Below are 25,309 nucleotides of genomic sequence, written 5' to 3'. Positions count from 1 at the left end.
CATGACCGATCGTGACGGTGCTCGGGCGCCCGCGCTGGCGCTGCGCGGGATCAGCAAGACCTATGGTCAGGTCGTGGCCTGCGACGCCGTGGACCTGACCGTCCACCGCGGGGAGATCCACGGCCTGCTGGGTGAGAACGGCGCGGGCAAGTCCACGCTGATGAAGATCCTGCTCGGGCTCGTCCGGCGCGACACGGGAACGATCCACCACGACGGCCGCCCGGTCGAGGTGGCGGGGCCGCAGGAGGCGATCGCGCTCGGCATCGGCATGGTGCACCAGCACTTCAGCCTCATCGAGCCGCTCACCGTCTGGGAGAACGTCAGCCTCGGCGACACCGGCAGGGTCGACCGGGTGCGGGCATGCGAGCAGGTCGAGGAGGTCGGCGGCCGCTACGGGCTGCCGATCGACCCCCTCGCGCCGGTGTCGCGGCTGTCGGCCGGGGAGCGGCAGCGGGTCGAGCTGATCAAGTGCCTGCGCCGCGACCCGTCCGTCCTCGTCCTGGACGAGCCCACCTCGGTGCTCACCCAGGCCGAGTCGGCGGAGCTGTTCGGCGTGCTGCGCGAGGTCGTCGCCGGCGAGGACCGCGCGGTGGTCCTGATCAGCCACAAGCTGACCGAGATCACCACGGCCACCGACCGGGTGACCGTGCTGCGCCGGGGCCGCGTCGCGTTCCACAGCGCGACCGCGGAGACCGGCGCGCAGGAGCTGGCGCGGCAGATGGTCGGCCGGGACGTGTCGCTGCGCGCCGAAGCGGCCGCGCTGGGCATGCTCCCGGTCGAGCGCCGCGGCAGGCCGCAGCGGGAGCGGGACGTCCCGGAGCCGGACACCGGGCCGGCGCTGCGGCTGTCGGGCATCACCGTCCGGTCCGAGGGCGTCACGCTGCTCGACGACTTCGGCCTGGACGTGGCGCCCGGCGAGATCGTCGGCCTGTACGGGGTGGAGGGCAACGGCCAGGCGACGCTGGGCGACCTGCTGTCCGGCCTGGCCGAGCCCTCCGCCGGGACGGTCGAGGTCAACGGGGTGCGGATCGACCCGGCCAAGCCGGGCGCGCTGCACAAGGCGGGCCTCGGCATCGTCCCGGAGGACCGGCACGCCTCCGGCGTCGTCCTCGACATGAGCGTCGCCGACAACCTGGTGATGAAGTCGCTCGACTCCGTCAGCGGCCGGATGCTGATCGACCGGCGCAGGACCCACGAGGTCGCCCGGCGGCTGGCGGCGGAGTTCAACATCATCACCTCGTCGCTGGACGCGCCCGTCCGCAGCCTGTCGGGCGGCAACCAGCAGCGGGTGGTCCTCGCCCGGGAGATGTCGGCGAACCCGGCGGTCCTGGTCGCGGCCCAGCCCACCCACGGCCTGGACGTCGGCGCCATCGAGGACATGTACCTGCGCCTGCGCAAGGCCGCGTCCGGCGGGGTGGCGGTGCTGCTGATCACCACCGAGCTGGAGGAGGTCATGGCGCTGGCGTCCCGGATCGCCGTCATCTCCCGGGGCCGCGTCACCGGCCTGCTGCCCACCGCCGAGGCCACGGCCGAACGCCTCGGCATGCTCGTCGGGGGTGTGGCGGCATGACGGACGCCGATCGTTCCGGGCGGCGGCTGGCCGTCGCGTTGAATCCCGGGGCCGGCGGGGCGCAGGTGGCCCTGGCGACCGCGGTCGCGGTCGCGCTGGCGCTGGCGGTGTCGTCGGCGCTGGTGGCGGCGACCGGCGGGTCCCCGGCGGGGGCCGTGACGGCGCTGTACGACGGGAGCCTGTCGAGTCCGTCGGCCGTGAGCTCGACGCTGCTGTACACGGCGCCGCTGCTGCTGGTGGCGGTCGGGACGTGCGTGTGCGTCCGCGCGGGCGTGTTCAACCTCGGCCAGGAGGGCCAGGTGCTCATCGGCGCGCTGGCCGGGGCGGGGGTCGGTCTGCGGCTGGCCGTGCCGGGCCCTGCGCTGCTGGTGATCGCGTTGGTCGCGGCGGCGCTGGCGGGCGGGGCGTGGGCCGGGATCAGCTCGCTGATGCACCGGTTCCGCGGCGTCAACATCGTGGTGAGCACGCTGCTGATGACGTTCCTGGCGCAGCAGCTCGTCTCGTACGCGGTGAACACGCCGTGGCTGCTCCAGGAGACCCGGCGCGGGAACGCGACGGTCTCCCCGCAGTCCAACCGGCTGCCGGAGAACGGGCTGCTGAGTTCGATCGGCGAGTACCCGGGGCTGCAGGTCAACGGCGGCCTGCTGATCGCGCTGGTCCTGGCCGTGGTGATCGCGGTGCTGATCGCACGCAGCCGGTGGGGTTTCCGGCTGACGATGCTCGGCCTGAACCCGCGGGCCGCCCGGCACGCCGGGGTGCGGGTCGCGGCGCTGAGCGGGACGGCGCTGGCCGTGTCCGGAGCGTTCGCGGGCGTGGCCGGGGCGGTGCTGCTGGCCAGCCCCGTCGGCACCAACCGGCTGCAGGGCGGCATCTCCAACAACATCGGCTGGGACGGTCTGCTGGTGGCGCTGGTCGCCCGCAACCGGCCGCTGGTGGCGATCCCGGTCGCGCTGCTGTTCGGTGTGCTGCGTTCGGGGGGCGGGTTCCTCGCGTCGACCGGCGTCCCGCATTTCCTGGTGGACGTGGTCAAGTCGCTGCTGGTGCTCGCGTTCGTCGTCCCGCCGGTCCTGACCGAGGCGCTGCGCCGCCGGCGGGAGAGCCGCCGGGGCGGCGGCGCCGACGCGGGCACGGCGGCGCCCAAGGCCAAGGAGGCGGTCGCGTCATGAGCGCCGCGGACAACATCTCCACGATTCTCGCCAGCGGGGCCCGGCTGACGGTGCCGCTCGCGTTCGCCGCCTGCGGGGAGTACCTCGCGGAACGGGCCGGGACGGTCAACATCTCCGTCGAGGCGATGATGCTGGGCGGGGCGTTCGGCGCGATCGCCGGCGCGTCCGTGACCGGCAGCGCCACGACGGGGCTGGCGGCGGGGATGCTGGTCGGCCTGCTCATCGGGTTCGTGCACGGCAACCTGTCGCACCGGGCGGCCGTCAACACGTTCGTGGTCGGGCTCGTCCTGAACACGCTGGTGCTGGGGCTGACCAGCTACCTGATCGTCACCGGGACGTTCACCGGCCACCAGGTGTGGCAGGTCAGCGTGCCGGTGCTGCGCGACATCCCGATCGTCGGGCAGGTGCTGTTCGTCGAGCGCTGGCCCGTCTACCTGCTGTTCGCCGTGGTCCCGCTGACGTGGTGGCTGGTCGAGCGCAGCCGGTGGGGTCTGGAGCTCCGGGCGGTCGGCGAGGATCCGCAGGCCGCGGACGTGACCGGCATCGACGTCAACGGGCGCCGCCGGCAGGCGCTGCTGTGGTGCGGGCTGCTGGCCGGGCTCGGCGGCGCCTACCTCGCGGTGGGCGAGGTCGGCTCGTTCAGCCAGAACATGACCGCGGGCCGCGGGTTCATCGTGATCGCCGCGGTGATCTTCGGGGCGTGGCGGCTGGGCCGCACCCTGCTCGGCTGCGCGCTGTTCGGGCTGGCCGACGCGATGCGCCTGGCGCTGCCCGCGCTGGGTTTCCAGCTGAACTCGCAGCTGCTGATCGTCGCCCCGTACCTGCTGGCCCTGCTGGCGATGCTGCTGTTCGCCGCGAAGGACCGCGAGCCGCGGGCCCTGGGCAAACCGTTCGAGCGGGGTACGGCGTGATTCGTAAGTGCAATCAGGCCCGGGTGCCTTGAGCCCGGACGATTCCGAGGAGGACAACGTGACCGGACTGACCGCAGCGCGCTGGACGCACGTCGCGCTGCCCAGCGGCGACCTGGACAAGTCGATCGACTTCTACACCTCGCTCACCCCGCTGGTGGTGGTGGAGCGGTTCAAGGACGCCGACGGCGAGAGCGCCTGGCTGTCCAATGACGGCCAGGTGGAGACGCCTTTCGTGCTGGTGCTGGTGTCCTTCAACAAGGACAAGGGCGGGCAGCTCGGACTGCTGCACCCGTTCGCCCACATCGGCATCGAGGTGCCCGAACGCGCCGACGTGGACGCGTTGGCCGAGCGGGCCCGCGAGCTGGGCAGCCTGCACTGGGAGCCGCGCGACATGCCGGACCCGGTCGGCTACATCTGCGCGCTCAAGGACCCCGACGGCAACGTCATCGAGATCTCCCACAACCAGAAGGTGTTCGACACCGTCCGGGCCAAGTGGGGGCGGTCCTGACCGGCGTCCCGAGGCCGGCGGAACCGGGCGCCGCCGCGCGGGTCGAGGAACGGACCCGTGCGGCGGTGCTGCGGTACCTCGGCGCCCTCAACCGCCATGACGCCGACGCGGTCGCCGGATGCGTCGCCGAGGGCTTCGTCAGCGAGCACACCTCCCCGATGGGGCGCGGCGTCACCGGCCGCGCCGCGTACCGGGAACGGCTGGACGGCTTCCTGGCCGACTTCGCCGACCTGAAGTACGAGATGGAGGACCTGGTCGTCCGGGACGTGCGGGCCGTGCTGGCCTACACGATGTCGTTCCGGCTCGTCTCGGCCGGGAACGCGCCGGTACGGGTCCGCGGCGTGTTCCGGCTGTGGGTGGACGCGAACGGCCTGGTGGCCCGCAGGGTCGACTACTGGGACGGTTCCGAGGTGACCCGGCAGGTCGCCGGCGCCGTCCCGTCGCAGGGCGGCTGATTCCACGTTCTCCGTCGTGCCGCCCGGCCGTGCCTCTCACCGCGCCGGGCGGTGGACGCATGCTGCCCGACCACTGCTATATCGCATTATGAGATACCGTCTCTCATTTCTTGACAGGATCCATCTCGCATCGAAAGATGATGTCGTGCATGTTGTGATGACTTCGGGCGGTCTCGGCCGGATCGAGGCCGGTGGCGTCGCCGTCCTGGACACCCCGTACCCCGACGCGGGCGCCGTGATCGAGGCCACCGGCTCGCTGGACGCCCTGGCCGAGGCGAAGGTCGTCCGGCGGATCCCCCTGGACGGGGACGCCGGGACCGGCCTGCCCGCCCCCATCGCCAGGCCCCGGGCCGTGTGGGGCATCGGCATGAACTACCACTCCAAGGCCGAGCTGACGGGACGTCCCGTCCCCGACGAGCCGGTCCTCTACCTGGCCGCGCCGTCGTCGGTGTGCGGCCCCGGCGCCGCGGTCCGGCTGCCGGCCGGGCAGACCGCCGAGATGGACTACGAGGCCGAGATCGCCGTCGTGATCGGCCGCACCCTCGACCACGCCGCCGAGGACGACGCCTGGTCCGCCGTCGCGGCCGTCACCGCGGCCAACGACATGACCTGCCGCGACGTCATGAAGCGCACCGGGTGGCCCGTCCTGGCCAAGAGCTTCCCCGGCTTCACCCCGCTCGGAGCCTCCCTGCTCGGCCGCGACGAGATCACCCGCCCGGACGCGATCGGCGTCCGCTCCTGGGTCCGCGGCGAGTCGCGCCAGGACTCCAGCAGCGCCGACATGATCTTCCCGATTCCGGAGCTGCTGGCCCGGATCTCCCGGTACGCCGTGCTCCACCCCGGCGACGTGGTGCTGACCGGCACGCCCGCCGGGACCGGCCAGGACCGCGGAGACTTCCTGCGGCCCGGCGACACCGTCCGGGTCGAGATCGACGGCGTCCTGCCACTGACCATCCGGGTCCGCGCGTGAACCCGCGCCCCGCACCGCCTCACCCGCGGGCCCCGGCCCCCTTTTCCCCTCGCAGCACCTTCACAGAACCGGGAGTACCTCGATGACCCAGGACAACCAGCCCGTCTACGATCGGGTGCTCAGAGGCGGAACGGTCGTCGATCCCGCCTCCGGCACCGACGCCGTCCTCGACGTCGCGATCAACGGGACCACGATCACCGCCGTCGGCACCGGGCTGGCCGCCGACGCGGCCGAGGTCGTCGACTGCACCGGAAAGTGGGTGCTGCCCGGCCTGGTCGAGGGCCACACCCACATCTTCCAGCACGTGTCCATGGTCGGCGCCCCCGCAGACGACGCGCACCTGCGCCGCGGGGTCGTCGCCGCCGCCGACGCCGGGACCGCCGGCGCCTCCACGTTCGCCGCGTTCCGCAAGCTGGTCGTCGAGCCGACCCCGATGCGGATCGTGAACTTCCTGAACGTGTCGGTGCTCGGCCTCATCGACTTCCGCTTCGGCGAGCTGATGAACCCCGACACGCTCGTCCCGGACGACGCGCTGGAGACCGCCGCCGCCAACCCCGGCGTGGTCCGCGGCTTCAAGATCCGGCTGTCGGAGGACGTGGTCGGCGACAACTGGCAGATGCTGCTGAAGAAGTCGCTCGACGTCGCCGAGCAGGCCGGCCTGCCGCTCATGGTGCACATCGGCGAGACGTCCGAGCCGCTGCCGGTCGTCCTGGACCACCTGCGTCCCGGCGACCTCGTGGCGCACTGCTACACCGGCAAGGAGCACGGCATCCTGGACGGCGACGAGGTGCTGCCGGCGGTGGCGGCGGCCCGGGAACGCGGCGTCCTGTTCGACTCCGCGCACGGCAAGAGCAACCTCAGCTTCGAGGTCGCGCGCCGCGCCATCGCGCGCGGCTTCTACCCCGACGTCCTCAGCTCCGATACCAGCGCCCGCAACTGGCGCGGCCCGGTGTTCGACCTGCTCACCAGCATCTCCAAGCTCGTCGCGCTGGGCATGCCGCTGACCGAGGCGGTCGCCCGCGCCACCGTGCGCCCGGCGCGGCTGCTGGGGCTGGACGCGGAGGGCTACGGGCGCCTGGAGCCCGGCGGCCCCGCCCACGTGACCGTGGTCGAGGAGACCGAACCGGTCGTCCTCCCCGACGCGGCCGGCAACTCGATCACCGCCCCCCGGCTGGAGCCCGCGCTCGTCCTGCACGGCGGGGCGGAGGTCGAGACCGTGCCGTGGCGCGGCCTGTGACCTCGCCGCGGGCCCGGCTGCGGGCGGCGCTGGCGGAGGGCACCCGGGTGACCGGGACGTTCGTCAAGCTGCCCGTACCGGACGTGGTCGAGCTGTGCGGCCTCACGGGCTTCGACTTCGTCGTCGTCGACCTGGAGCACTCCACGCTGACGGAGGCCGACGCGATCGGCCTCGTCCGGCACGCCGAACGCTGCGGGGTGCCGGCGCTCGTCCGGATCCCCGAGGTGGACGCGCCGCTCATCTGCCGCCTGCTGGAGAACGGCGCGGCCGGGATGCAGCTGTCCATGCTCGGCGCGGCCGCGCAGGCCCGCGCGCTCGTCCGGGCCACGCGGTTCGCGCCCGAAGGCGCCCGGTCGGTCAGCCTGGCCAACCGGGCCGCCGGGTTCGGGCTGCGTTCGCCGGAGGGCTCGTCCGGTGGCCTGAAGGCGTTCCTGGCGGCCGAACGCGACGACCCGCCGCTGCTCGTCGGGCAGGTCGAGACCCCGTGGTGGAGGGACGGCGACTCCTGGGACGCGGTGATCGGCGCCCTGGACGTGGTCTTCGTCGGCGGCACCGACCTGGCGGTCAGCCTGGGCACCGACCCGGGCGGCGACGACCACCGCGCGGCCGTCACCGAGATCGAGAGGGCCGCCGAACGGCACGGGATCGCCTTCGGCGGCTGGGCCCCGTCCCGGGCCGCCGCGCAAGGCCAGGGGCTCGCCGCCGCGCGCTACCTGGTGACGGGCTCGGACCTGCAGATTCTGGCCGCCGGACTGGAAGCGGCGGCCGGCGAAGGAGGCAACGGATGACCGAGAAGAACGGCGCGGAGAAGAACGGCACCGAGAAGAACGGCACCAAGAAGAGCGGCGCCGGGGGAGGCCGCAACGCCAAGCTCTACAACAGGGTGATCGGCTGGGCCGACATGCCGGAGGCGGAGCTGCGCAGGGGGGTGCGGCGCCGCGTCTACTCCACCGACGAGGTGATGGTCGCGCACCACACCCTCGACGTCGGCATGGACCTCAACCCGCACAGCCACGAGGACTTCGACCAGCTCGTCTACATCGCCGAGGGCCGCTGCAACTACTACGTCGAAGGCGTCCCGCACGAGATGACGGCCGGGACGTTCCTGCTGGTGCCACGGGGAGCCGAGCACTACATAGAGCCGCTGGAAGACCCATGTGTGAACGTCGACATCTTCGTCCCGCCCCGGGAGGACTTCAGAAGCTCCCTGACCTACCTGGACGACCTACCCTGACCCGCCCCCAGCCAAGTGAACGGCGTTCAGCCGGCCTCGGCGTGGGCGGCGCCGTTGTTGCCGAGGCGCTGGGACAGGTCCCTCGTGATCTCCAGGAGCGCCTGCGCCATCGGGGAGCCGGCCTGCCGCGGGACGTCGACGGAGGTGCCCACGATCGCCATCGTGGCGATGATGGCCTCACCCTCGAAGACCGGCGCCGCGATGGTGTGCAGGCCGTTCTCGGACGGGGAGTTGACCGACAGGCCGTGCTCGCGGATCCAGTCGAGTTCCTCGCGCAGCTCCGGTGCGCGGCGCAGCAGTTTGGCCAGCGCCGGGACCTGCTCGGGCGGGAGGTGCGCGCAGAACACGCGGCCCTGCGCGGAGGTGGCCAGGTCGAGCCGCGACCCGACCCGGACGCTGATCCGGATCAGGTGGTCGGTGTTGTCGGCGGACCGGACGACGGTCGGAGACTCGCCGTCCCAGATGCTCAGCACGACGGTCTGCCCGGCGGTCTGGACGAGCCGGTCCATGTACGGTTCCGCGGCGGTCACGATGGGCAGCGCCGCGCGTGCGGCGGCGGCGAGCGTCAGGACCTGCGGGCCCAGCGAGTACAGGGCGGTGCGGTCGTCGTACCGCAGCAGGTTCGCCGCCCGCAGAGCCTTCGTGTACCGGTGGGCGGTCGCCTTGCTGGCGCCGAGGCGGGCGGTGATCTCGTTCAGGCTCAGGTGCGGCCGGCTGACCGTGAACGAGTCCAGGATCAGGGCGGCACGCTGCACCGTCTGGATCGATGAGGTGGTCTCGGCCGTGGTCTCTCGTGCGGTGCTCGTCGCCATCCGTTCCTCGCTTCTGCTTCGGTCACCGGCCGCGTTCCGCCTTGCGCGGCGGGCGCCGTGGCGGCACGACACGCCATCTCATCATGAGCGCGGCCGCCGCGGGGTGCCATTCGCTACCTACGGGTAAGGCGCCCAATACGGTACGTGTCGATGCATTGACCGAACGCCATCTCTTACTACGAGACGCAATCATGCTAACTGAGACGTAGCTAGTCAACCCGGTCGGGAACCATCCGTCCACCCCTTGACACGATGAACCGGACTGGGGAACTCTGTACACGATGCGAGATGGTATCTCGAATTACTGAACGATGCTGCTGACGAGGCGGCGTGGAAGGGGGTGAAGCCCGATGCCCGGACCGGATGGCACGGGTCTTCCGGGGCGGCTGGTCGTCGAGGACTGGGACGCCCTGACTTTCCGCGTGAATCGGGTCGCGTACCGCTCGGAAGAGATCTTCCAGGCGGAGCGGGACCGGATATGGGCGCGTACATGGCTGTACCTGGGCCACGAGACCGAGATCGCCACGCCCAACGACTTCAAGACGCGGACGCTGGGCGGCAGGCCGCTGATCTTCTGCCGCGACACCGACGGCACCGTCCGCGCGTTCCTCAACTCCTGCCCGCACCGCGGCACGATCCTGTGCCGGGAGCGGGAGGGGTCCAGCAAGCTGTTCCAGTGCTTCTACCACGCGTGGACGTTCCGTAACAACGGCGACGTCGCGGCCATCCCCGGCAAGGAGGCCTACGAGGCCGCCGGTGAGGGCTTCCTCGACTCGATGCGGCTCCGCACCGTCCCCCGGCTGGAGATCCACGAGGGCTTCGTGTTCGTCGCGTTCGACCCGGACGCGCCGCCGCTGCTCGACTACCTCGGCGACGCCGCCGACTACATGACGATGATCTCCGAGCAGCACGAGGCCGGCATGGAGGTCCTGCCGGGAACCCAGCTGTACGGCGTGCGCGGCAACTGGAAGCTCGGCGTCGAGAACGCCATGGACGGCTACCACTTCTCGCCCACGCACAACACGTTCGTCGGCTACCTGCGCGAGACGGGCTTCGCCGTCACCGACGACGACCAGTACGCCTACAACCTCGGCAACGGCCACGGCCTCCTCGTCCTCACCGGGCACGGCGGCCGGATCAGCATGCTGTGGGAGCCGCGCTTCGGCGAGGACGAGAAGGTCCGCACCGCCGAGCACCGCGCCGAGATGGACCGCAGGCTCGGCCCCGAACGGGCCCGCTACGTCGCCGACGAGAGCCACATCCTGTTCGTGTTCCCGAACCTCCTGCTGTTCGACCTCGAAGGGCTGTCGATCCGCCAGCTCGAACCGGTCGCCGCCGACCGCACCGACGTGCGCGCCTGGCAGCTCGCGCCGCGCGGCGAGGACGCCGGCACCCGCGCGCTGCGGATGAAGACCATGGTCAGCTTCGTCGGCCCCGGCGGCCTCGCCACCCCCGACGACATCGAGGCGTACGAGGCCGTGCAGCGCGGCATCGAGGCCACCGCCGCCGACGCCCGCGCCGGCATGGACTACAGCGACATGTCCCGCGGCATGGTCGACGAGGTCAAGGGCGTCCAGGGCCGCTCCATCGACGAGGGCGCCATGCGCGGCTTCTGGCGGCACTGGGTGGACGCCCTCGGCGTCGACGGCGGCCTGGACGTCGCGGGCCCCCGCCCCGAGCGCTTCCTTGAGGGGAGGAACGTGCGATGACCGCACCCGGTACCAGCGCCGTGCCCGTCGGCGGACGCGAGATCACCCGCGCCGACGTGGAGGACTTCCTCTACGCCGAGGCCGACATCCTGGACGCCTGGAAGTACGACGACTGGCTGGCGCTGTTCGAGCCCGGCGCCCGGTTCGAGGTGCCCGCCACCGATTGGAGGGGCGAGTCGCCCCACGCGTCCGGGTCGTTCGTCACCGACGACTGGGACCTGCTGCGCGCCCGCGTCAAGCGGCTCAAGTCCCGCAAGGCGCACGCGGAGAACCCGCCGTCCCTCACCCACCGGATGATCTCCAACGTGCGGCTGCGCGAGCACGACGACCCGGGCCTGCTCCGGGTGACGGCGTCCTTCATCGTCCACCGCGCCCGCGACGGCGAGTTCGACGCGTACGTGGGCCGCTACGACCACCTGCTGGTCACGGGCGCGGAGGGCCTTCGCTTCCGGTTGCGCCGCGCGATTCTCGGTCACGAACATCTGCCCGCCGGAAGCCGGCTGAGCTTCATCCTCTGAGGAAACCTGATGATCCAACACAACCTCGCGTTCCGGTTCCGGGAGGACGCGCCGGCGGAGGCCGTCGAGTCCGTCCTCGCGGAGCTGCGCACGTTCCCGCGGCGCTACCCGGCCATGCGCGACTTCACGCTCGGCCCCAACATCAGCACCCGCAGCAGCAGGTACACGCACGCGTTCTCGGTGAAGTTCGACACCGAGGCCGACCTGACGGCGTACCTGGAGAGCGAATCGCACGAGCGGTTCGTCCGCGAACGCTGGCGCCCGGTCATGGACGACCACATCATCGTCACCTACGAGACCCCCGGCAGGCCCGGCCGGCCGCGCGGCCCGTACGGCATGGAGTACGCCCGCATCGAGGTCCCCGACATGGACCGCACGATCGAGTTCCTCCAATACCACGTGGGTCTCCAGCTGGAGCAGCACACCGGCGACCACGCCTACCTGCGCGCCGACATCGAGCACCACTCGATCGAGCTGATCAGCGCCCCGGACCGGGAGGCCGGCCACACCGTCGCCATCGGCTACAGCGTGGAGAACGCCGAGGTTCTCGCCGACCTCCGCAAGCGCGTCGCCGACGCCGGACACGAGATCCTCGAACTGCAGGACCGCCAGAGGACCCTCTGCGCGGACGGGTTCGCGGTCCGCGACCCCAACGGGCTGACCGTGGAGTTGTTCACCGGCTTCCTGGAGTACGCCGAGCCGCCGGTGACGGACCTGCGCCCGGTCGACCTCGTCCACCCGTTCATCGCGACGGACAAGTACGAGGAGTCGCTGGAGTTCTACACCGGGGTGCTGGGCTTCCAGTCCTCCGACGAGATCGTCGGCTCCACGACGTTCATGCGCTGCGAGGACCGCTATCACCACAGCCTCGCCCTGCAGAACAACAAGGAGCACTTCGTCGCGCACCTGTGCTTCGCGACGAAGAGCTTCGACCACGTCATGCGGTTCCGCGCCCGCGCGCTCTACAAGGGCGAGCCGATCGCGTCGGACCTGGTGAACCACTCGGCGTCGACGTCCATCGCGTTCTACATGCACGAGCCGCTGCACGGCCCCCGCTTCGAACTGTGCGACGCGCATCGCGTGTTCACGCCGGAGGAGCACGAGACCCACGTCGCCCGCCGGATGCCGCCGGACCCGCGCAACATCGACGTGTGGCGCCCGGCCGCCGACGACTGGGGACGCTTCTGACGCCGCAGCGGGACGCGGGCGAGGAGATCGTCCGCGTCCTGGAAGTGCTGGACGGCGTCCCGTCGCCGTACGGCCACGAGTCCGCCGCCGCCGTGCGCCTCGCCTCCTGGTGCACGGCGCGGTGGCCGTGGATCGACTGGACGGTCCAGAGGTACGGCGCCGGCGGTGCCAACCTCCAAGCGGGCGGCCCGGCCGGCGTGCTGCTCTACTCGCACCTCGACACCTCACTCGGCGGCGACCCGTCCGAGGACCGGCCCATCACCGGCCGTGCCGACCCGCCGCCCCCGCTGAAGGTCACGTCCACCCACGTCGAAGGCTTCGGCCTGGGCGTGGCGAGGGCCCCGGCCGCCGCGGCCCTGTCCGGTTTCGTGTCCGCCGCATCCCGCGGTGTCCCGGCGCGCCTTCTCCTGGCCGGCTCGGGGACACACCGCAGCACCCTGCACGGCCCCGGCGGAACACCCCGCTCGACGGGCCTGGACCACTACCTCGCCACCGAGCCCCGCCCGCCCGCCGCCGTCGTCGCGAAAGGCGGCCCGCCCACGATCCTCTGGGAGGAGCCCGGCGCCCTCTACCTGCGCCTGCGCGTGCGGGGGCGGCACGGCGCCGTCCTGGCCCGCGAGTCGGCGGCCCCGCACGGCGGCGTCATCGCCCACGCCGGCCCGGTGATCGACGCCGTCGAACGCTGGCGCGCAACCTACGTCGCCGCCGGCACGGCCCCCGGCACGCAGGTGGGCCCGGCCGCGGGCATCGGCTCCCTCACGGCGGGCCGCCCGGACAAACCCGACCTCTTCCCGGCCCTCCTGGAGGCCGGGATCTACGCGGTGACCGTCCCGGGAGCCGCCCCGCAGGACATCGCCGCCGCGCTCCGAACCGGCGTCGAAGCGGCCTGCGGCACCGGCCCGCTCGCCGACTGCAAGGTCGAGGTGGACATCGACGAGATCGACCCCGCCGCCGCGACCCCGGCCGACGCACCCATCGTCCGCGAGGCCAGGGCCGCCTGGCGTGCCGAGTTCGGCGGCGACCCGCCCCCCATCACCGGCTGGACGGGCTCAACGGACGGCGTCGTCCTCAGGGCCCGCGGGATCGACACGGTGCGCCTCGGCCCCGCCTCACGTCCGTCTCCGGACGACCCGAGGTGCGACGTCCTCGACCTTGCGTCGCTGAAGGCTTACGCCCGCCTGTACGGTCGCCTCCTGACGCGAGAGTGAACCGGGCGCGGTCGGCCCACGTCTGTACAGGGGGAGGTGGGGCATTGCGAAAACTGAGTCCCGGACGCACCGTCGTCAGCTATATCTGGGCGCTGAGCCCGATCTACACACTCGGCATGGGCACGTCGATCACGATGATCATCGCGGCGGTGCGGGTGCGGTCGGTCCTGCTGTGGCTGATGCAGCCCGTCTACCTCGCGCTCGTCATCCTCGGGTTCGCCACGGCCGGAAGCGAGGACGGCACGACCGGGGACACTGTGTTCCTCGCCGTCTTCCTGACCTTGGTGACGGTCGGCACGGGCCACGCGTTCTTCCTCCGCCGCAGGGTCTTCAGCCCGGCGGAAGCCGACCTGCTGAAGCAGGCCGAACTGGACGTCCACCGCCGCCGGGAGTTGCGGGCCCAGGCGGCCGAGGTGGCCCGGCGCTCCCCGGCGCTGGCCGTGGAGATGCGCATCGGACGTCCCGACCTGGAGCGTTCCTACGACGACGGCGGGCTCATCGACGTCAACCACGCCCCGGCTTCGGTGCTGGCGGAGATCCCGGGGATGACCCCGGAACTGGCGGCACGAGTCGTCCAGGTCCGGAGCGACACGGGCGGCTTCATCTCCGCGGAGGAGGCCGCGACGCTGGCGGACCTGCCTCCCATGCTCACCCCGCAGATCGCCGAGTACGGCGTCTTCCTGAGGTGAGGACACTGAACGAGCTTCGGTGCCCCCCGCGCTGAGGAGAGTTGATGCGCAGCGGCCTTGAGCTGGCTGGACGTTACCGGCTGGAAGAGATGCTCGGCCGGGGTGGGATGGGCGAGGTGTGGCGCGGTGTCGACCAGCGCCTGCGCCGCCCGGTGGCGGTGAAGATCCTGCCGCTGAACGGTGCCGCCGACGGGGCGGAGGTGGCCCGGTTCCGGCGGGAGGCCGAGATCGCCGCGACCGTGGACCACCCCGGTGTCACCACCGTCTTCGATATCCCCCCGTCCGCACCGCTCCTGGGACGGGGGGCCACGCGCTTCGGGGAATGGCCGGTCAGAGACCCCAGGTCTCGTTGGGGACGACCGCGTCGGCGATCTGGAAACGGCCGCCGGGCAGGGGCTCCTTGGCCTTGCCATCGGGCGTGTTGATGACGTTCTTGCCGAAGCCGGGCACCATCGGGCGGCCGACCTCCCGGCGCAGCCACAGCCGCAGCAGGTGGCGGCGGCGCTCCGGCTCGGGGTGGTCGTCGTACTCGGTGCGCGAGTGCAGGGCCGCGTAGTTCAGGAGCCACTGGACGTCGCCTGGCTGGAAGTCCATGTCCAGGGGAAGGCCGGGCTCCTGCGCGATCTCGTCGAACAGGTGCAGGACCTCGATCTGCGCTTCGGTCAGCCGCGGCACCTCGGGGTAGTCCTGCGCCGAGAAGATCATCGAGGCGCCCGCATAGGTGCTGAACACGCCGTCGACATAGCTGCAGATCGGCGACCGGTAGGTGTTGGCCGGGGCGTCGGGGTCCTGCTTGCGCCAGTCCCAGTGCCACTCCTCGAACAGCAGCGGCGCGAGGTCGGGGCGGCGGCGCAGGATCTCGTTGTAGATCGTGGTGCCGCTGACCAGGCTGGACGCCCCGCCCTCGCGAGCGCCGCGCAGGCACATCAGCGCGACGACGTCGGAGCTGTCGGAGTGGAACGGCAGCCGGTCGCGGACGCGGGACGGCAGCGCGGACGGGTCTTCCAGCGTCTTGTCGGAGGTGGCGATGACATGGTCGAGGACGTCGCCGTACTGGTTCTGCGGCATCGGCGAGCCGAGGTGCAGGCCCATCAGGTAGAAGATCGCGCCCGCGACGGTGTCGCCGTAGTCCTCGGTGCGGAGCCCGCGGATCAGGATGAAGCCGCGCCCGGAGTCCATCTGCCGGGCGCACTCCTCGATGAGGCCGACGCAGGCGTCCAGCGGGTAGTCGGCGGCGGTGACGGTGCGCAGGTCCGGGGCGTCGGCGACGAAACGGCGGCCGGCCGCCTCAAGCTCGTCCCGCTCGGCGCCGGACAGGTGGTAGATCCACTCGGTGGAACCGGCCAGCTCGTCCCCGCGCCATGCGGACGGGCCGGAAATCGGGGACAGGTCAACGGTCGTGGACATGATGCCTCGCACTTCAGAATGGGTGAGCAGGCCGCGGACGGACGCCGCGGCCCGGGATGGGGCTGCGGACGTCGTGCGTTAGAAGGGCGTCTGCGGAAGACCGGCCGCCGTGCCGGGACGCATGCCGGTACGCGGCGGACGCACGCGCAGCGGCTCGGAGTAGGCGCGCACGGCAGACCCGAGCCCTTGCGAGGCTGCTCGGATCATGGCGTGCTCCCGACTGTGGAGGATCTCCCGCAAACCTAAGTCAGACCCTTCGATCCCGTCAAGCGAGATGCCGTCTCGTATTAGCGGCGATCTGAGCGATGAGGGCGTCCGTTGTCGCGGCCTCCAGCAGGCAACCGCCCGACGGCGTCGGGACATACGCCCACCAGCGGCAGGTGTGGAGTCCCCACCAGCAGTGGACGCCGGGGAAGTGCTCTCCGATGTTCGCGACCGTAGACGTCCGCACGGCGGCGGCGGGGGCAGGTCGCCGGTTCGGACGGTGGAGCGGCGCGGCCGGTGCGCCCGGGGGGACGCTCACCGGACGCGCCGCTCTCACCTCCCCCCACGGGACCGCGCTGGGGGTCGCGGTCCCCACCGGTGGCCGGGCAGCGCCGTAACGCGGCTGCCCCATCACCGGAGTCCCTTTCGCGCGGCGGCCCGCTCGGCCTCGCCGCGCAGGGCGTCACGCAGCGCGGCGGCGTCCGAGCAGATCACCGTGGGATAGATCCCGGCGGCCGGGTCATGGAGGCTCGCCACCCAGTCGCCCAGCCGCCCGTCCCAGCGAACCGCCCGCCAGATCCGATGCCCCATGAAGTCCTGACGCAGCCTGGCGAGTTCACGATCATCGATCGCGTCCTGAGCGTTCATCGGTGGCCCTTCTTCTTCCGCGTTCTTGGGACAAGGATTGCGGCTCCGCGTTACCTTCGGAAGGTTCGTACACCAGATACAACAACGGGGAGTTGTGAGTGAGCGCCAGAGAGTCATTGAATCCAGAGGGCTCGCTCTGGGATCTCATCGCGGTTCAGCTGCGCAGACATCGCGAAGAGCGCAGGATGTCCGGCAGTGCGCTGGGGGTAATACTCGATCTTGATCGATCGAGTGTTTCGCGGCTTGAATCAGGCCAGGTGAAGCTCCTGGAGAAGCACGCGCGCGTCCTCGACCGGGAATGGGGTACTCAGGATCTCTTCCAAGTTCTGCTGCTCTTCGCCAAGGCGGGCCACGACCCGGAGTGGTTCAAAGCGCACTTCGAGATGGAGGGACGCGCCTCTGAGCAGCGGGAATGGGAACTCGGCTGGGTGCCGGGGCTGTTCCAGACCGAGGAGTACGCACGAGCGGTCGCACTCGGGGCGGGCCTGCTGAACATCGACGATCGCGTTGCGGTCCGTATGCAGCGCCAGGACTGTCTGCTCCGGAACCCGCCCCCGAACCTGTGGACCATCATTGACGAGGGCGTCCTCACGCAACACGTCGGTGGGGCCGAGGTCATGCGTGGCCAGCTTCTCAGGCTGCTTGAACTGGCGAAGCAGCCGAACATCTCCATACGAGTCGTTCCTCAGCGTGCTGGGGCGCATGTGGGTCGAGACGGCTCGTTCAAGATCATGACCGTGGACGGTAACGATGCTGCATATGTCGAAGCGAGCATCTGTGGAAGACTTGTCGTGGATGCCACAGATGTACGCTCATATCGCTCGATGTTCGACCGCATCGGTGATCTGGCGCTTCCTGTAGATGCGTCCGCCGAGTTCATCCAGCAAGCGATGGAGAAGTTCTGATGACCCCCGTCTGGCGCAGGGCCAGCTACAGCGGAAGCGACCCCGCAAAGCAGAACTGCGTGGAGGTCGCCCAGCTTTCCAGAAGCGTCGGAGTGCGTGACTCCAAGGCGCCCGAGGCTCCCCACCTGGTGTTCGGTGCCGCCGACTGGCGCCTGTTCGCCGGCCGTGTGAAGCGCGGCGAGCACGACCTGACCTGACGACCGCGATCTGCGGACTCTCAGTCGGGGTCGGCTTCGGTTGTGGACTCGTCTCCGGTTTCGCGCTCGGTGGTCCGGGCCGTGGTGCCGGGCGACCCGGTGGAGGGGTCCCAGGCGGTGGCGCCGGGCTGGCGGTCCAGCCCGAGATCTTGGTAGGAGCGAGGGTCGTCGAGCGGTTCGACGTGGGTGAAGACGGTGGCCTGCGGCAGCGAGCCGCGGATGGCGTCCTCGACGTCCTCGGCGAGGTCATGGCCGTGCTGGACGGTCCAGTCGCCGGGGACCAGGATGTGGAAGGAGATGAACGCGCGGCGTCCGGACTGACGGGTGCGCAGCGCGTGGAAGACGATCCCGTCATGTTCGAAGGTCGCCAGCGCGGCGCCGATCAGCTTTCGGTCGGCGGCCGGGAGGGCGCGGTCCATGAGACCGCCGGCGGAGCGGCGGATCAGGCCGGTGCCGGTGTAGATGATGTTGGCGGCGACGACGATGGCGATGATGGGGTCCAGTCGTTGCCACCCGGTGGCGGCGACGGCGGCGACGCCGACGATGACGCCGACGGAGGTCCACACGTCGGTCATCAGGTGCTTGCCGTCGGCCTCCAGGGTGATCGACCGGTAGCGGCGGCCTGCCCGGACCAGCAACAGCCCCACGGACAGATTGATCACTGAGGCGCCGGTCGACACCGCCAGCCCGAGGCCGACGTCCTGGATCGGCTGAGGGGTGAGCAGCCGGTCGACGGCGGTGACGCCGATGGCGATCGCCGCGACGAAGATCATCATGCCTTCGGCGCCGGCGGAGAAGTACTCGGCCTTGGTGTGCCCGTAGGCGTGCTCTTCGTCGGCGGGCTTGGCGGCCCAGCGCAGCGCAGCGAGCGCCACAAGGGCGGCGACCAGGTTCACCACCGATTCCAGGGCGTCCGACAGCAGTCCGACCGACCCGGTCAGCAGCCACGCGCCGGTCTTGAGGGAAATGGTGGCCACGGCGGCGGCGACCGACAGCCACAGCAGCCGCATCAGCCGCCGCTGCGTGTCGGGCGGATCACCGGACCGACCTGCGGGCGAGGTGTCCAAGTGGTGCTCCAAGGGTAAGGACCGCCCGACCCCGGTCGAGGGCCGAGCGCCGCATCGCTCAGGGAGAGGAGGAGTCATGCCCCCGCATTGCGATTCACTGGATGGGCCTGTCGTCACCATCGCCCGTCTCGCCTTGGAGGCCGACGACGTGCAGATGGTCCTACCGTACGTACCCCATCACGACGAGGATGAGATCCGGTCGGTGTTCGACAGCGTGCGCGAGGCCCGCGCCTCGAACGGGTCGGCGCGTGAAGTGGCGGACCGCCTGTTCTTCGAGACCGTCGTCCGGCTTCACCGCATGGGTGAGGGGGCCCCGTACACCGGGCTCAAACCCGCCGGGCTGCCCGTGGGGCCGGCGATTCCACTGGCCGAACGCGCCATCGAGGCCGGCTCACCAGAGCCCGTGACGGAGTACCTCACCGAGGTGCTGAACACGCAGGTGGAACGCAGGCTGGCGGAAGTATTGCGGCTGGCCGCCACCAAGGATCGGTCCGTCGCCGATGGCCGAGCTTTCGTGGAGGCGATGTTGGGCTTCCAGGTCTACAGCCATCACCTGCTGCAGGCGATGGAGGCACCGGCACACAGCGAGCACGACGCCGTCGGACACTAGTGTCCTGAGACGCGGATGTCGGCTGCATCCGCTAGTATCGAACGTATGTTCCAGTGGGTACTTGAGTGGTCCTCACCCGAACGGATCGATGCGCTGATCGGCCTGGAGCACACCCCGGGCCGACCGAACCTTCGTCGTAAGGCGGACGTGCCGATGACAGCCTCGCCCGACGACCTCTCGACCTCCATCGACGCGATCAGGAACTCCCAGGCGCGGCAGCGCCCCGTCATCATGGTCACCTGTGCCGCGGACGGCCGGCCCCGGGTCTGCGTTCCGAACTCGGGTGAGTTGCGCGTGATCGAGGACCGGTGTCTGCGCGTGGCGATATGGCCTGACACCCCCACCGCGACCGACCTGGACCGCGGTGAGCCCGTCCTGCTGATCGTCACCGCTGCGACGGACGTCCATCTCATCCGCGCCACGGCCCGCCGGCTGGCCGACGCCGCCATGGTGTGGGCCCACTACGACCTCACCATCACCTCGGCGCAGATCGCCGACCGCGGCACCGCGCCCTACCTTCAACCCGCGCAACTAATCGGCGACATCAACACTCGCAAAGAAGTACTGAAGAGCAGCTCCCGCCGCGTCCGTGACGCTGATCGGCGCGGACGCCGCCGTGGTGCTCCCGTCGGACAGCAGCACCTTCAGGAACTGGGAGCTGTAGTCGACGGTCGAACTGACCGTGAGCGTCAGCTGTGACCAGTGCTCCGGTGCCACCTGCACGAGCCCGCGCACCGCCTCTTCGATGTACGGCGCCTGATCAGGCATACCCGATGGCACCAGCACCCCCTTGGACGTACGTATGTGCGGCCGGCGAAGCTCGTCTCCGCCCGGACTCAGGTCTTCTGTCCGAGACGTTCGCAGAAGGTCGGTCGCCGTGGGCGCGAGCGTACACGCCGCGCTCAGCGCCATCGCAGCGGTGCGGTGCGGTGCGTCGGACCATCGCCCGGTGTCCACAGCACGTCCGGGATCACGCCGACGATCCGGATACGGTGTTCGATGCCCCGCATGCCGCCCGGGTGCGCTGGGCCCAGGCGGACGGACCCGGCGGACCGTCCGCCCTGATCACGAAGGCGCTCGGTGAGAAAACTGTGAAGAAGAACAAGCGGCGGTACCGCCCCGGTTACGTCATCTGCGTCGTCATCGCCTGCATCGCGGGGTTGTTGTCGGTCACGTGGGGCGGTGGGGCGATCGCGGCATGGTTGGAGCAGTCGGGCAAGGTGAGGGCGACGGCGCGTGTCCTGTGGACGGAGGGCAACAACTCGTCCGGGCGCATCACGGTCGAGTTCACCACCGCGGATGGGCGCACGATCGAGGCGGAGGACGGGCGGCGCGGCTGGCCTCGCGGTGCCGGGCGGGGAGACGAGGTCGACATCGCCTACGACGCGGATGATCCGGCGGGCGGCGTCCAGCCTTTCCAAGATCTCGGACAGTCGCTGCCCTGGTGGGCGCTGTTCACGGTGACGGCGCTCCTGGCGGGCTTCGCCGCCTACCGCACGCGTCCCCGCACATCCGGGTGAGACTCCGGGGGCCTCTCCCGTCACGCTTTGCGGGCGACGCCCGGTTCCGTGGACGGAGCGGACGGAGGGGTGAACGTGCACGGCATGCGCTTGTAGCGCAGCCGTCGTCCTCCGCCTTGGCGAGCATCTTGGGGCTGAACGCCCGGGACACGATGCGCCGGATCTTGGCGTGCCGCGGATCGTCCATGTCGATCATCGAGTTGAAGTACTTGTCCATCCGATCACTCAGATCGATGTCCGCCAGCGTCAGATCTGGCAGGTTCTCCGTGGTCATCGGACCATCACGCTCCCGTCACACCGGGCGACCTGGACATCGATCGCGACCACCTGATCGACTACACCGTGGCCCTGGTCCTGACCACCACCGACCTGGCCGCCCCCCTCCACCACCGGCTCCCCTGACGGGACGGCGGCCTCCCGCGAGCGGCCGACACCATCAGAGGTCTTGGACGTGTCGTGCGATGAGCGCGGCGTGCGACAGCGGTGTCGACAGGTCCGCCACGTCCCCGTTGGTGGTGTAGTCGAGCAGCACGACCGTGTGCTGTGTGCTGAGATCCCGGAGTTCGGCGACGAGAGCGGCGGCCCGGTGGTCGAGCATCCAGCGATAGGCCGGTAGGTAGATCGACCGCCTGGCCTCCTCGTAGCCGAGCAGACGGCCTTCGAACCGGTGGCCGAGCGGCGGGCCGAGACGGCGGACCGTTCGTTTGATCCCCTTCATGGTCGTCACGTCGAGTTTGGAGAAATCCTCGTCCTCTGAGGCGAACACCTTCAGGGCCTGCCATACGCCCTCGACCGATTGCGCCGTACGGTCCGGATGGCCGGGTACCGGGATGCCGCCGTGCGGATAGAACGGACTGAGCCGCACCCAGGGCTCGGGGGCCCGGGATGTCACATCGAGGATCAGCGCGTCGGGGAAGTCTCGGTGGAGTGTGGTGCGGCGGCGGCTCGCGACGTGAAGGGGCATGAGCGCGAACCTGCCATCCGGGTACGACAGTTCATCTCGAAGTGAGACTGACTTCGGGGTTGGCCGGCCGCCGTTCGGTCTCTGGTCCGGAGGATCAGCCGAGGGGGCGGACCTGGACGACTCCCGCTTCGGTCACGCGGGTTTCGAAGGAGGGTTGGCGGGCGGTGGCGGGGCCGTGGACGACGGCGCCGTCGCGGACGCGGAAGGTGCTGCCGTGCCACGGGCAGATGACGCAGGTCTCGGCGTTGTCGTCGGTGACGACGCGGCCCTGGTGGAGCGGTCCGGCGAGGTGGCTGCAGCGGTCGGTGAGGACGTGGATCTCGTCGCCGGTGCGCAGCACGAACAGGCCGATGTAGCCGAGGCGACGGTGCACCGGCCAGCCGTCCGGGAGTTCTTCGGCGCTGCACAGGTCGTGCCAGCCGAGGGTGACGAGGTGTGCGGTCTGGTCGGCGTGGCTGGCGCCGCCTGCTTGGCGGAAGGCGAGGTGGCCGCCCAGGTAGCCGCCCGCCAGGAGGGCGGTGAGGCCGGCGAAGCCGAAGGCGCGTCCGGCGGCGTCCCGGCCCTGGTAGCGGGCCACGAACGACGCCGAGTACAGCGTGCTCGCCGTCGCCATGCCCGCGGCGTGGACGAGGCCGACGCGCTGCTGCTCGCGGTGCATGGCCGACCAGTCGGCGATGCCGGTCAGGACGGTCGGGACGGCGCCGGCGAGCCCGGTCGCGACGAGGGTCTGCGCGGCGCGGCGGCCGCCGGGCATCAGGTCGAGGACGGCGGCGGAGATCCAGCAGCCCATGGGCAGGTCGGTCAGCGGCGGATGCGCGGGATGCCCGACCGGGACGCCGTGCAGGGCATCCTTGACCGGCCCGGGATGCAGCGTCCGGCGTACGGCCGTGGACAGGACGCGGATCGTGCGGTCGAGACCGCGGGCGTGCTCCAGGCCCTCGGTGGCGTCGGCGAGCCGCGTCGAGCCTTGGGGCCGGGAACGCCGGAAGATGTTCGTCCTGCGGTTCATGCCCCTCCTCCGCGGCTGCCGAGACGCCTGTTGCGACACTAGTCTTCCGCGTTCTCCTGCGGCCAGTCATTCCTACCTGGAGGGGGAAGGGCCTAAACCAGGGGGTCAGCGCGCCGCGGGCTCGACGGTCACGGGGACGCCGTTGAACACGGCGTTGCCGGACAGCGGGTCGATCTCCTGTTCGTCGGTGACCGCGTTGACGTTGACGCCCGCGTGCCGGTGGGCGACTCCGGTGCGGGTGCCGGGACGGTCGTGGCCCCAGCCGTGCGGGAGGCTGACGACGCCCGGCATGACGGTGTCGGTGGGTTCGGCGACGGCCTCGACGGCACCCGTCCGGGAGGTGACGCGGACGCCGTCGCCCGCGGCGATGCCGAGCCGGTCCGCGTCGGCGGGGTTGAGCTGGAGCGTGCAGGTGTTGGATCCGCGCACCAGTTCGGGGACGTTGTGCAGCCAGCTGTTGTTGGAACGCAGGTGGCGGCGTCCGATCAGCACCATTCCGCCGGGCGGGACAGGGGCGCGCAGTGCCGAGTGGAGGCGGTCGACGTCCGCGGCGAACGTGGACGGGCAGAGCTCGACGCGGCCGGACGTGGTGCAGAGGACCTCGCCCAGGCGCGGCTCAAGGGGGCCGAGGTCGAGGCCGTGCGGGTGCTCGGTGCGGAGCTTGTCCAGCGTGAGGCCGGACGCGTCGGCGCCGAACCCGTCGCCGTACGGGCCGAGGCGCAGCATCATGTCGAGCCGCTGCTCGGTCGGCGTCCCGTCGTCGAGCATCTTCCGCAGCTCCACCGGGTCGCGGCCGTGCACCGGCGAGCCTTCGAGGGCGGTGGCCTTCTGCAGCGTCGAGGTGATGACCATCTCGTCGAGGGCGGCCGGGTCGCCGTCCGTCCCGGACGCGATCATGGCGAGCCGCGCGAGCAGGTCGGACTCGCTCGGCCGCCCGTCCGGCAGCGGCACGACCGGCGGCGAGTAACGCGAGTAGTTGCGGACGGCGAGCCCGGTCAGCGCGATGTCGTAGTGCGGCGTCTGCGCGGGACGCGGCGGCGGCAGGACCACGTGCGCGTGCCGGGTCGTCTCGTTCAGGTACGGGTCGACGCTCACCATGAACTCCAGGCCGGCGAGCGCGCGGTCGAGCCGGGCGGCGTTCGGCGCCGACAGCGCCGGGTTCCCGCCGATCGTGATCAGCGCCTTGACCTGGCCTTCGCCGGGCGTCTCGATCTCGTCGACAAGCGTCGCGATCGGGAACTCCCCGTTCACCTCCGGCAGGTCGCGGACGCGGCTGCGCCACCGCCCGGTCGTGAACGGCCTCTTGCGGCGGTACGTGGGGCTGTGCGCGGGCCGCGGGAACATCGCGCCGCCGGGACGGTCGAGGTTCCCCGTGAGGACGTTGAGGGCGTCCACGAGCCAGCTGTTGAGCGTCCCGTACGCCTGGGTGCAGGTGCCGATGCGTCCGTAGACGGCGGCGCGTTCGGCGGCGGCCAGCTCGCGGGCCGTCCGCCGGATCGTGCCGGCCGCGATGCCCGTGGTCTCCGCGGCGCGCTCGGGGGCGAAGTCCACGGCGAGGGCGCGCAGGTCGTCGAGGCCGTTGACGCGCCCGTCCAGGTGCCCGGCGGACGTGACCAGGTCCTCGGCGAACAGGGTGTGGACGAGCGCCATGAGAAGGAACGCGTCCGTCCCGGGACGGATGAAGAGGTGCTCGTCGGCCAGGGCGGCCGTCCGCGTGCGGCGCGGGTCGACGACGGTGACCTTCCCCCCGCGTGCCCGGATCGCCTTGAGCCGTCCGGGGAAGTCCGGTGCGGAGCACAGGCTCCCGTTCGACTCCAGGGGATTGGCGCCGAGCATGAGCAGATGGTCGGTGCGGTCGAGGTCGGGCACGGGAATCGCCAGGGGATCGCCGAACATGTGCCCGCACGCGACGTGCTTCGGCATCTGGTCGGCGGTGCTGGCCGTGTACAGGTTGCGGGTGCCGAGCGCCTTCACGATCGCGCCCGCGTACAGCGGCCCGGCGACCGAATGGGCGGTCGGGTTGCCGATGTAGACGGCGACGGCGTCACGCCCGTGCCGCGCGATGACGTCGGACAGGCCCGCCCGGATCGCTTCGAACGCCTCGTCCCACCCGGCCGCGGCGTGCCCGTCGCCCTGGCGGACGAGGGGTTCCGCCAGCCGGTCAGGGTCGCCGTCGAGGCTGCCGAGCGTCGCGCCCTTGGGGCAGATGAACCCCATGCTGAACGGGTCTTTCTCGTCGCCGCGGACGCGTGTCACCGTCCCCGCGTCGTCCAGGGTCAGTTCGAGGCCGCAGAGGGCTTCGCAGAGGGGGCAGGTGCGGAACGCCGTGCGGTCGCCCATCGGGACTCTCCTTGAGAACGGGACCGGGTCCCATCATGACCCGTCCCCCCAAGGCGCGCCATAACCGGGTCCGGCCGAGCATGGCCGGAACGCCGACCCTGGAGTCAAAGACGAAGAGGACTTTCGGCATGCCCCACCTCCGGGATGGTGAGCGGACGAGGAAGCGGCCGGGCGGGGGAGGCCGCCCGGCCGCTTCGGGGCGTGTCCCGCAGAGACACGCCCGGGTGAGAGGCGGCCCCGAGGCCCGGGCCGTCCCTCCGGAG

26 protein-coding genes are annotated in these 25,309 nt (G+C 71.1%); 19 read left to right on the top strand and 7 right to left on the bottom strand.

Annotated features, from left to right (window positions below):
• Position 1 precedes the first annotated feature (1 nt).
• From ACGFK0_RS27125 to ACGFK0_RS27085, 9 genes are all read left to right on the top strand, one after another.
• Positions 2-1,570, top strand: coding sequence for an ABC transporter ATP-binding protein (locus ACGFK0_RS27125; RefSeq protein ID WP_392909573.1), 1,569 nt, complete (start codon positions 2-4; stop codon positions 1,568-1,570).
• Positions 1,567-2,736, top strand: a complete 1,170-nt coding sequence (locus ACGFK0_RS27120; RefSeq protein ID WP_392909569.1) for an ABC transporter permease — start codon at positions 1,567-1,569, stop codon at positions 2,734-2,736. The genes ACGFK0_RS27125 and ACGFK0_RS27120 overlap by 4 nt, the downstream gene beginning before the upstream one ends.
• A complete protein-coding gene (locus ACGFK0_RS27115) occupies positions 2,733-3,647 on the top strand; it encodes an ABC transporter permease (RefSeq protein WP_392909566.1) in 915 nt (304 codons plus the stop codon). Before ACGFK0_RS27120 ends, ACGFK0_RS27115 begins: the two co-directional genes overlap by 4 nt.
• A 58-nt stretch (positions 3,648-3,705) precedes the next feature.
• The gene (locus tag ACGFK0_RS27110; protein WP_392909564.1) at positions 3,706-4,155 is read left to right on the top strand and encodes a VOC family protein; all 450 of its coding nucleotides are present in this window, start codon (positions 3,706-3,708) and stop codon (positions 4,153-4,155) included.
• Positions 4,140-4,610, top strand: a complete 471-nt coding sequence (locus ACGFK0_RS27105) for a nuclear transport factor 2 family protein (protein ID WP_392909561.1) — start codon at positions 4,140-4,142, stop codon at positions 4,608-4,610. Before ACGFK0_RS27110 ends, ACGFK0_RS27105 begins: the two co-directional genes overlap by 16 nt.
• Positions 4,611-4,767: 157 nt before the next feature.
• The gene (locus tag ACGFK0_RS27100; RefSeq protein WP_392909558.1) at positions 4,768-5,580 is read left to right on the top strand and encodes a fumarylacetoacetate hydrolase family protein; all 813 of its coding nucleotides are present in this window, start codon (positions 4,768-4,770) and stop codon (positions 5,578-5,580) included.
• Positions 5,581-5,662: 82 nt separating this feature from the next.
• Positions 5,663-6,817 carry an amidohydrolase family protein gene (locus ACGFK0_RS27095; RefSeq protein ID WP_392909555.1) on the top strand — a complete coding sequence of 385 codons (1,155 nt, stop codon included), beginning with the start codon at positions 5,663-5,665 and terminating at the stop codon, positions 6,815-6,817.
• Complete coding sequence (locus ACGFK0_RS27090) at positions 6,802-7,605, top strand: HpcH/HpaI aldolase/citrate lyase family protein (protein ID WP_392909552.1); 804 nt, start codon at positions 6,802-6,804, stop codon at positions 7,603-7,605. Before ACGFK0_RS27095 ends, ACGFK0_RS27090 begins: the two co-directional genes overlap by 16 nt.
• On the top strand, positions 7,602-8,051 hold the full coding sequence (locus tag ACGFK0_RS27085) for a cupin domain-containing protein (RefSeq protein WP_392909550.1): 450 nt from the start codon (positions 7,602-7,604) through the stop codon (positions 8,049-8,051). The genes ACGFK0_RS27090 and ACGFK0_RS27085 overlap by 4 nt, the downstream gene beginning before the upstream one ends.
• A 26-nt stretch (positions 8,052-8,077) precedes the next feature.
• Here the strand turns inward: ACGFK0_RS27085 and ACGFK0_RS27080 are convergent, their stop codons facing one another.
• Positions 8,078-8,863, bottom strand: coding sequence for an IclR family transcriptional regulator (locus ACGFK0_RS27080; protein WP_392909548.1), 786 nt, complete (start codon positions 8,861-8,863; stop codon positions 8,078-8,080).
• 350 nt (positions 8,864-9,213) lie between these two features.
• On the opposite strand from ACGFK0_RS27080, the gene ACGFK0_RS27075 reads away from it, so the two are divergent.
• From ACGFK0_RS27075 to ACGFK0_RS27055, 5 genes are read left to right on the top strand one after another with little or no spacing between them, the layout of a single operon-like run.
• Positions 9,214-10,572, top strand: coding sequence for a Rieske 2Fe-2S domain-containing protein (locus tag ACGFK0_RS27075; RefSeq protein ID WP_392909545.1), 1,359 nt, complete (start codon positions 9,214-9,216; stop codon positions 10,570-10,572).
• Positions 10,569-11,090: an aromatic-ring-hydroxylating dioxygenase subunit beta gene (locus tag ACGFK0_RS27070; protein WP_392909542.1), complete on the top strand. Its 522-nt coding sequence runs from the start codon at positions 10,569-10,571 to the stop codon at positions 11,088-11,090. Before ACGFK0_RS27075 ends, ACGFK0_RS27070 begins: the two co-directional genes overlap by 4 nt.
• A gap of 9 nt (positions 11,091-11,099) precedes the next feature.
• Positions 11,100-12,278, top strand: a complete 1,179-nt coding sequence (locus ACGFK0_RS27065; protein ID WP_392909540.1) for a Dabb family protein — start codon at positions 11,100-11,102, stop codon at positions 12,276-12,278.
• Positions 12,242-13,486 carry a hypothetical protein gene (locus tag ACGFK0_RS27060; protein WP_392909538.1) on the top strand — a complete coding sequence of 415 codons (1,245 nt, stop codon included), beginning with the start codon at positions 12,242-12,244 and terminating at the stop codon, positions 13,484-13,486. The genes ACGFK0_RS27065 and ACGFK0_RS27060 overlap by 37 nt, the downstream gene beginning before the upstream one ends.
• A 44-nt stretch (positions 13,487-13,530) precedes the next feature.
• Positions 13,531-14,175: a ComEA family DNA-binding protein gene (locus ACGFK0_RS27055; protein WP_392909536.1), complete on the top strand. Its 645-nt coding sequence runs from the start codon at positions 13,531-13,533 to the stop codon at positions 14,173-14,175.
• 330 nt (positions 14,176-14,505) lie between these two features.
• Here the strand turns inward: ACGFK0_RS27055 and ACGFK0_RS27050 are convergent, their stop codons facing one another.
• Together ACGFK0_RS27050 and ACGFK0_RS27045 are read right to left on the bottom strand one after the other, a co-directional pair.
• Positions 14,506-15,582, bottom strand: coding sequence for a TauD/TfdA family dioxygenase (locus tag ACGFK0_RS27050; RefSeq protein ID WP_392909534.1), 1,077 nt, complete (start codon positions 15,580-15,582; stop codon positions 14,506-14,508).
• 615 nt (positions 15,583-16,197) lie between these two features.
• A complete protein-coding gene (locus ACGFK0_RS27045; RefSeq protein ID WP_392909532.1) occupies positions 16,198-16,434 on the bottom strand; it encodes a hypothetical protein in 237 nt (78 codons plus the stop codon).
• Between the two features lie 98 nt (positions 16,435-16,532).
• Between ACGFK0_RS27045 and ACGFK0_RS27040 the strand changes: the two genes are divergently transcribed.
• Both ACGFK0_RS27040 and ACGFK0_RS27035 read left to right on the top strand, forming a co-directional pair.
• Complete coding sequence (locus tag ACGFK0_RS27040; RefSeq protein WP_392909530.1) at positions 16,533-17,339, top strand: helix-turn-helix domain-containing protein; 807 nt, start codon at positions 16,533-16,535, stop codon at positions 17,337-17,339.
• Positions 17,339-17,536, top strand: coding sequence for a DUF397 domain-containing protein (locus ACGFK0_RS27035; RefSeq protein ID WP_392909528.1), 198 nt, complete (start codon positions 17,339-17,341; stop codon positions 17,534-17,536). Before ACGFK0_RS27040 ends, ACGFK0_RS27035 begins: the two co-directional genes overlap by 1 nt.
• A 20-nt stretch (positions 17,537-17,556) precedes the next feature.
• On the opposite strand, the gene ACGFK0_RS27030 is transcribed toward ACGFK0_RS27035, so the two are convergent.
• Positions 17,557-18,603, bottom strand: coding sequence for a cation diffusion facilitator family transporter (locus tag ACGFK0_RS27030; RefSeq protein ID WP_392909526.1), 1,047 nt, complete (start codon positions 18,601-18,603; stop codon positions 17,557-17,559).
• On the opposite strand from ACGFK0_RS27030, the gene ACGFK0_RS27025 reads away from it, so the two are divergent.
• The 3 genes from ACGFK0_RS27025 to ACGFK0_RS27015 all read left to right on the top strand — a co-directional run bounded on the left by ACGFK0_RS27025 (position 18,503) and on the right by ACGFK0_RS27015 (position 20,733).
• On the top strand, positions 18,503-19,213 hold the full coding sequence (locus tag ACGFK0_RS27025; RefSeq protein WP_392909524.1) for a DUF6448 family protein: 711 nt from the start codon (positions 18,503-18,505) through the stop codon (positions 19,211-19,213). The genes ACGFK0_RS27030 and ACGFK0_RS27025 overlap by 101 nt on opposite strands.
• 15 nt (positions 19,214-19,228) lie before the next feature.
• Entirely contained in the window at positions 19,229-19,912 is a 684-nt protein-coding gene (locus ACGFK0_RS27020) for a hypothetical protein (protein ID WP_392909522.1), read from the top strand.
• Between the two features lie 293 nt (positions 19,913-20,205).
• Positions 20,206-20,733, top strand: a complete 528-nt coding sequence (locus ACGFK0_RS27015; protein ID WP_392909520.1) for a DUF3592 domain-containing protein — start codon at positions 20,206-20,208, stop codon at positions 20,731-20,733.
• Between the two features lie 436 nt (positions 20,734-21,169).
• Here the strand turns inward: ACGFK0_RS27015 and ACGFK0_RS27010 are convergent, their stop codons facing one another.
• From ACGFK0_RS27010 to ACGFK0_RS27000, 3 genes are all read right to left on the bottom strand, one after another.
• Positions 21,170-21,697 carry a DUF6939 family protein gene (locus ACGFK0_RS27010; protein WP_392909518.1) on the bottom strand — a complete coding sequence of 176 codons (528 nt, stop codon included), beginning with the start codon at positions 21,695-21,697 and terminating at the stop codon, positions 21,170-21,172.
• A gap of 94 nt (positions 21,698-21,791) precedes the next feature.
• Entirely contained in the window at positions 21,792-22,706 is a 915-nt protein-coding gene (locus ACGFK0_RS27005; protein ID WP_392909515.1) for a Rieske 2Fe-2S domain-containing protein, read from the bottom strand.
• A 105-nt stretch (positions 22,707-22,811) separates the two neighbouring features.
• Positions 22,812-25,046, bottom strand: a complete 2,235-nt coding sequence (locus ACGFK0_RS27000) for a molybdopterin oxidoreductase family protein (protein WP_392909513.1) — start codon at positions 25,044-25,046, stop codon at positions 22,812-22,814.
• Positions 25,047-25,309 lie beyond the last annotated feature (263 nt).

The sequence above is a fragment of the Spirillospora sp. NPDC048823 genome (assembly GCF_043198445.1).
In the GTDB taxonomy this organism is placed as follows: Bacteria; Actinomycetota; Actinomycetes; order Streptosporangiales; family Streptosporangiaceae; genus Spirillospora.
The sequence above is the reverse complement of the archived record's forward strand: the minus strand, read 5'-3'. Positions and strand labels throughout refer to the sequence as shown.